Here is a 7,198-nt window from a genome sequence, read left to right on the forward strand (position 1 = left end):
GGAACTCGCTAACACCGTATCGGGTAGCCTTATGCGCAATTTGGAGCCGCAAGTAGGCGAATTTACCTTAGAAATTCCTGAGTTTGAAATCGGTAAAAGTGTAAATACGAAAGCATTTTTCAAAGATAAATACATTACCGACAGCGGATTTCCGATAACAGTCGCAATGACGAAAATTTGATTTTTTGCATTTTTACTTTTTTTAGTTTGGGGCGTATGTAATACGTCCCAAACTTTTTTTGTGCTTACGGAACAAATTCCACGGGAATGCCGACCACGTTTCTGCCTTGCGGAAAGTTGGCAACTCCGTGTCGCTCGTCAAAAACCACCACCCAAATCCAACCTGTATCGCCCACGTTAATATTGTTTTGGTTAAGAATTATATTATGACTATATCTATAACCACCTTCGAAAGTTGCCATATTTACAAATCCGCCGTTTTCTATTTCGATTTTGCCGTGTATTGAACTGCTGAAAAACACGCGCAACTTGAAACTTTCCTCGCTTAATTGCGGATTTGGTGAAAACGCTTGCTCTAAAGTGTAAAATCTATCGGCGTCAGGAAATACAATAGCTACTACTGTTCCCGTTCGCTCGTGCCTGCTTAAGGAAATTCTTATAGGATTGTTATGATTGCTATAGCTATCGCCAATCATCCAGCCACCCTGAAAAAACTCCAAATAAGGCGTTTCCGGATTTTTATTAGTACGAGCCCAAAATCGATAAAAACCATTGCCGAAATCATAGTAAAATAATCTCCCGTGCCACCTTGCGGTATGGCGTATTACTATGCGCGGAGTGTTCGGAATTTCCAAATATATTTCGTACATAGCCGATAATATTTGCGCTAAACCGTCTATCCTTGGTCGCTGATGTTGCGGTATTTGCGATTGCGACTGCCAACTATTTGCTAATATTTCAAGGAAAGTCAAGCCGCCTGCTTTAGTAAAAATATCGCTTGGAAACCCTTCTATATTATCAAAATTAATGTTAAAAATTCTTTGTAATTCGGTTAAATCGTTCGGAATTACATCGGCATTATGGAGTATATCTTCGGGAAGCCTAAACGTAGCATACACCATTTGTCCACCCATTACATCTTCTATATGCCAAGCAATATTTCCAAGATTTACGTCGCTTCCTCTGGGCGTTATTCTACCAAACTCGTCGGTAAAAATGTTCCAATTAGCTTTCCAAGTTATATCGGAAAGAGAAATCCTTTTACCTGTAAAAAAAACCTCTAACCACACAATATCTCCGGGAGCGGTTTCTGCCCATAAATTCCAATCAAGATTAAGAAATTGGTACGAAATCGGGCGTACCATATCTTCGTTTATTTTGTCGTAATGCTGTTCAAAATCGAAACCGCAGGCGACAAAAAACGCCGAGAAAGCTAAACTCAAAAAGAGTAAAATATTCCTAAAAATCAAAACGTACTCCTAAACTCGGAATAATCGGCATCGAAATAACGTGCCGTTCCGTGTAAAAATCGTTGTGTATAATAAATTCGGGGCTCGCATATACAAAAAACAGCAGATTTTGAATGTCGAAATACATCGACAATGCTGTCCTTTGAAACTGCCAACGCTTATCCACGCGAAAATCAAACTGAAAAAACGGATCCATTCGCTCGCTATTCGGCACTCCCCTTATCGGAACAACGCTGTTCGACGTTAAGTGATATTCCGTGCCGATAATCGGCGTTGTGGGGTTGCCCGTGGTGTATCGAAGCCGACCGCCGATTTCCCAATTTCGCGGCAATCTGTATGAAGCCAAAAGTTGAAAATTATGCGTTTGGTCAAAAGAAAAATTTACCCATTGATTTGGCGCAAGAGTGTCTGTGCTCGGATTTCTGCGCTCGCTTTTGGACAAAGTGTAGGCAATCCATCCGAAAAATCGCTCGTTGTTGTCGTGGCGAAGCATAATTTCTATGCCGCGAGAACGCCCGATACCGTCGCCAATATACATATTTATATCGTCGATACTTTCGGCGGCTCTTATGTCGTGGGCAGTTGCCGCGCGCGGAATGTTCCACTGCCTGTTTATGTAGGTTTGCACGTCAAGCGAAATAAGGTCGGTTATCTGCCATTCGTGTCCCAAAACAAAGTGAGCGGCTTGGGTCGGCGGCAAATTCGGATTTCCCCAAACGCTGTCTATTACCATTCCCTGCGGCTTCGGCGACTGATTGTAAGTGCCGATTGCGCCTTTTATCAGATGCTCGTTATTAAGCGAAAACCGCGAAGACAAACGAAACGACGGCAAACCGCCGTGATTAAGTTCTGCGTAATAATCGTAGCGAATACCGGGGATAATGAGCCAATTGTCAATTGGGCGCAGTTCGACATTCGTAAAAACGCCCGTTCGCGCAAAGAGCCAATCATTTCGCTCTAAACGCACGGTTCCCCGATGGTTAACTAAGTCCAATTCCATATCCACAAGCCCCAAATATCCGTCAAATCCGAAATTAAATGTCGCCTGCTCGCTCTGCCGCCACGCAAGATTATCGTGCCAACGAAAACCTCGCACCCAAGTCTCGGAACGCGCAAAACCAAGCGCGCCGAAAGAAGAATAAATATGCTCGGTTTTGAACGTGAAAAAATTATGCAGGTTATCGTTTATATCGAAATCCCAATTTATCCCGTTTATACTGAAAAACATTCGCTGAGTGAGGGAGTTTGTCGCTTCTCTCAGTTCGTCGTTTCCCGTGCCTACAGCACTATCATCCATATCGTCGCCCAAAATTACCGCAAGCGAATCGTTGGATGAAAACGACGAAAATGTGAAATGATGCCTGTCGTTTGCCGCAAAATCGGCGCGAACAACGTAATCCCAATAGAACGGAGCAATCGTTATTATGCTGTCAGCGCCCGCAATTCGCATTCCCGCCTGAAGCAGTTCGCCGAAATGGCTTCGTCGCGCAGTCCCGAGCAAGCTCCATCGCGGACTTACGGGTCCTTCCAGCAAAAGGAACATATCGAGCATATTGAGGTCGGCGTGTCCCGTAAATTTTTCATTGTTTGCTCTGCGAGAGCGAAGTTTAACGACTGCGCCCGTCGCGTCGCCGAAATTTACTCCCCAGCCGCCGGGAAAAAACTCAATGGACTCGAGCGCCTCGCTGTTGTAGGTGGACTTTAGCCCGCCAAAGTGATACAAAAGCAAAATATCGGTGCCGTCAAGAAGAAACCGCGAATCGTGATGCGCAGTTCCGCGAACGACAATATTTCCGAGCGTTGCCGTCGGACGAGCCACCCCCGGAAGCGCCTGAACAACCTTGACCGCGTCTCCCGAAAGCCCCGGAATTCGCCGCATTTCGTTTATGGTAAGGCGGTGAACGGCGACTTCGGTCTGCAATCCCCTAAAAAAGGCGACGACTTCAAAATCGTCGAAATCCGTGTCGTGCGCAGCATCGGGGTCGGGCAAAGTTTCCACCCAAATTTCTTCTTCTTCGACTTCGGTATTTATCGCAAATCTGTAAACATACTGAACGATAACCGCCACGGGAATGCTGTCGTAAAGCATTGCAGGACGAAAAACAAAACTCATTGCCGCAGTCGCCGCCGCTTCGTCCAAAATCGGGTGCAGGGATTCGACTATTTCGACGGTATCAATTCTCCCCTCTTCGTTTATGAGAATGTGCATAACAACATCGCCCTCAATCCCCTGCTCAAAAAGCGTGCTGTCATATTCCGCCTCAACAAATTCGAGTTGCACAGGCATTGAGCCGACAAATCCGCCCTCTTGCGACTGAGCGGTATCTGCACTTTCGCCATTTACATCGGCGATATCTACCGTAGGGGCAGGTTTCAAACCTGCCCTTACATCGTCATCCTCATCTTCAAGTATTACTTCAAATTCATCGTCGAGAATTATTTCAAAATCGTCGTCGTTTATGTCTTGTGCAAAAACGCAAGTTGCAAAAAATACAAATATTAAAAACAATGTTATTTTAAGATTTATATTCATAATTTCACCTTCTCTATTTTCTTTTTTTCGCCGCGCAAAAACACGCTCGACAATCGCTCGAACTGAGGAGTAATATCTGTAGCAAACAGAATATCTTGCCTTAGTCGTTTATCCGCCAACAAATCGTTTTCGGCAAGTATTTTTTTTGCCGCTTTTGCCGTAAATTCCGCGCCGTTTATAAGCGCTACCCCGCTTCCGACACAACGCAAAAAAGCGTCATACAAAAGCGGATAATGAGTGCAAGCCAAAACGAGCGAGTCAATTCCCAAATCAAGCAAATCCGATAAATATTCTTCGATAACCTTATCAATTATTTTTTCTTTAATTTCGCCCTCTTCAACCAAATGCACAAGCAAAGGACACGCTTTTTCAAACACTACAATGTCGGGATTTATCGCCCGAATTCCATTGCCGTAAGCTCCAGCGCCGATTGTCGCGCGGGTGCCGATAACGCCGATTTTTTTCGCCCGCGAGCTTTCGACCGCCGCCCGACACCCCGATTCCACAACGCCGATTACGGGAATATCAGGTGCAATTTCGCTTACGCAATCGAGCGCAACGGAAGATACGGTATTGCAAGCCGCAATTATCATTTTAACGTCGTAGTTTAATAGAAATTTCGTTATTTCAATGCTGAATTTTCGTATGGTTTCCACGCTTCTGTCGCCGTAAGGACAGCGCAATGTGTCGCCGAAATAGATAAGTTGCTCGTCGGGCATAATTTTCGACAGTTCGCCCATTACTGTAAGTCCGCCTACCCCCGAATCAAACAAGGCAATAGGTTGCGTTGAGCTCATCTGCCAACCGCCATAGACGGATATTTTCTCAAAAACTCGATAATCGCCTCGCCGAGCCCCTCGCCTGCGCGCCGCTGAAATTTTGGATCGGAGAGCAATTTTTCTTCGCGAGTATTGGATATAAATCCCGTTTCGACCAAAACCGCAGGCATAGCCGCACCCGCCAAAACAAGGAAATTCGCCTGTCCAACCCCTGTGTGAAGCCGCCGAAGTTCGCGTATATTTCGAGCAAAACTTCTTTCGATCATTATTGAAAATTCCTGGCTTTCTCTTATAAATTCGCTGTTTGCCAGAGAAAGCAAAACCGCTTCTATGTCGCTTAATTCGGTCATATCTATTCCTTCAAATCCCAACACTGAGTTTTCCATACGCGCCGACATTTCGTCCATTTCGTTGTTCGCCTCGCTCAAAAAATACATTTTGTAGCCGCCGAGATTTGCATTAGTGGAAGCATTCGTATGAATAGAAATAAAAAGGTCGGCGTTTTTATTGTTTGCAAACTCCGTTCGCGACCTCAACGGAACGAAAACGTCTTCATCGCGGGTCATAAAAACCTGTATTCCTTCGTGTTTTGCAAGAAATTTTTTAACCTCTTGCGCAATAGCCAAAACAACATCTTTTTCCATAACGCCGTTTGGACCAATCGCCCCCGGATCTCTGCCGCCGTGTCCGGGGTCGATAACGACTATTCCCGAAACATTACTCGCGCCTCTTGCAACAGGAGCGGGAGTGGTTGCGGCAGGGCTTGCAACGGTTTGCGCAGGCGGCGTTGGCGATGTCCTGCTTACGCGAATTTGACGTGTTGTCATATCCGGAATAAAGAACAAACCGCTCACTTTATTCATCACCATAACAAATGACTCTATATCACTATAAGTTGTGTTGTTTTTTACAATAGTAGAATGATTAAGACTTGCCGCTTTTCCATTAAACAGATACTTGTCGCTGTTTTTCAACAAACGTAATTCGTTTTGTCCCGACCGAACAATTAAAGTGTCGCCACGCTCGCTTCTATTAAAATTAAGGTGTCGCCACACTGCAAACACAGGCACAAAAATTCCATTTGCGGCATCGTTAAGCGTTTCTATGGGATTGGCGGTTCCCGAAAGCCCGACAATTTCCCAGCGCTCAAAATCAGCGGCGGAAATCGCAGAAAAAAACATCAGAAAAAAAACTATTATTTTTTTCACAAATCTACCTCATTTTTTTTAGCGCCGCAAGCCGTCTTTTGCTTTCTTCTTCGGCGATTTTTTGACGTTTGTCGTATTTTTTAAGACCTTTGCAAAGTCCGATTTGCACTTTCACCCACTGTTTTTTGAAGTAAATAGAAAGCGGAATAAGCGTAAGCGGTTGTCTGTGCGTTTCGCGAAACAAGTAATCAATCTGCTTTTTGTGCATAAGAAGCCGACGTTGGCGCGTAGCTTCGTGGTTAAAGCGATTTCCGTGGTCATACGGACTTATGTGCAAATTCTGAAGCCAAACCTGCCCTTTTTTAACCTCCGCAAAACTGTCGGCAATATTGATTTTCCCCGCCCGAAGCGATTTTACTTCCGTTCCCGTAAGCTCAATCCCCGCTTCCCACGAGTCAATGACTTCGTAGTCGTGCCGCGCCTTTCGGTTTTGCGCGATGTTTTTTGTGTATGTCCCGGTGTTTTTTTCTTGCTTTTTTTGCATATATTGCCTTTAATTAACCCTTGTAAATTTTGCGTCTTGCCATATAAAAGTATTACCGCCATTGTATGTAAAATGACTATAGTCCCCGTATTCATTAAGCATAGATACTATTCCGTTTTCAATGCTCCACGTAAATTCAAGCGCATTATAAAGAATGTCATCCTCATATGAATTGGAAATTCCGGTTTTATCTGAATTAAAAATCAATATCTCCAAACCGCGCTCTTCACCGCTTTGCCAAGTATGCTCCCAAGTTCCGACAATTGCATTATTGTTTCCGCCGCCACCGCCCGACCCGCCATCAGAACAACCGATAAAAACAAAACATATCGCCGCCATCAAGCCTAAAATCATAAATAATTGTTTCATAAAATCTCCTTTTGGTCATAAAAATACTATTTGGCGCAAACAAAAAGAGACGCAAGGCATTGCGGCTCTACAAAAAATGTTGAATTTATTGGGTTTCAGTTTCTTACGCTCTTCAATTTCCGCTACCGCGTAAATGCGGAAAATCGTTGTTTACATTAGGGGTGATATTCCAAATATTTACAAAATCCCAATTTACAAAAGTGTTTTGCTCTCTCATTTCGCTTTCTGATTTCAGGGCGGTGTTTCCGATAATTGCGCCGTTGTTTAATCCTACTAAATTACTTGCGGCGCCCGCTAAGGCATAGGAGTTTTCGATTGTTCCGCCGTTGTTGCTTCCTACTAATCCGCCGACTCTGTTTTGTGCAATTCCGTTGTTTACCTCTACGGCAGAATAA

Annotated in this window: 8 protein-coding genes; 1 reads left to right on the forward strand and 7 read right to left on the reverse strand. The window is 44.4% G+C overall.

Annotation, left to right across the window (positions count from 1 at the left end; genetic code table 11):
* Positions 1 to 181: hypothetical protein (locus FWE23_10910; protein ID MCL2845935.1), on the forward strand; the 181-nt coding region annotated here is incomplete at its 5' end.
* Between the two features lie 64 nt (positions 182 to 245).
* On the opposite strand, the gene FWE23_10915 is transcribed toward FWE23_10910, so the two are convergent.
* From FWE23_10915 to FWE23_10945, 7 genes are all read right to left on the reverse strand, one after another.
* Positions 246 to 1,403: a hypothetical protein gene (locus FWE23_10915; GenBank protein ID MCL2845936.1), complete on the reverse strand. Its 1,158-nt coding sequence runs from the start codon at positions 1,401 to 1,403 to the stop codon at positions 246 to 248.
* Between the two features lie 16 nt (positions 1,404 to 1,419).
* A complete protein-coding gene (locus tag FWE23_10920) occupies positions 1,420 to 3,963 on the reverse strand; it encodes a TonB-dependent receptor (protein ID MCL2845937.1) in 2,544 nt (847 codons plus the stop codon).
* Positions 3,960 to 4,760: a glutamate racemase gene (gene murI, locus FWE23_10925; GenBank protein ID MCL2845938.1), complete on the reverse strand. Its 801-nt coding sequence runs from the start codon at positions 4,758 to 4,760 to the stop codon at positions 3,960 to 3,962. Before murI ends, FWE23_10920 begins: the two co-directional genes overlap by 4 nt.
* Positions 4,757 to 5,950 carry an N-acetylmuramoyl-L-alanine amidase gene (locus FWE23_10930; protein MCL2845939.1) on the reverse strand — a complete coding sequence of 398 codons (1,194 nt, stop codon included), beginning with the start codon at positions 5,948 to 5,950 and terminating at the stop codon, positions 4,757 to 4,759. Before FWE23_10930 ends, murI begins: the two co-directional genes overlap by 4 nt.
* A gap of 4 nt (positions 5,951 to 5,954) precedes the next feature.
* Positions 5,955 to 6,434 carry an SsrA-binding protein SmpB gene (gene smpB / locus FWE23_10935; GenBank protein MCL2845940.1) on the reverse strand — a complete coding sequence of 160 codons (480 nt, stop codon included), beginning with the start codon at positions 6,432 to 6,434 and terminating at the stop codon, positions 5,955 to 5,957.
* A gap of 9 nt (positions 6,435 to 6,443) precedes the next feature.
* Complete coding sequence (locus FWE23_10940; GenBank protein ID MCL2845941.1) at positions 6,444 to 6,803, reverse strand: hypothetical protein; 360 nt, start codon at positions 6,801 to 6,803, stop codon at positions 6,444 to 6,446.
* A gap of 112 nt (positions 6,804 to 6,915) precedes the next feature.
* The coding region (locus FWE23_10945; GenBank protein MCL2845942.1) for a hypothetical protein at positions 6,916 to 7,198 on the reverse strand (283 nt) is incomplete at its 5' end.

Source organism: Chitinivibrionia bacterium (assembly GCA_009779925.1).
In the GTDB taxonomy this organism is placed as follows: Bacteria; Fibrobacterota; Chitinivibrionia; order Chitinivibrionales; family Chitinivibrionaceae; genus WRFX01.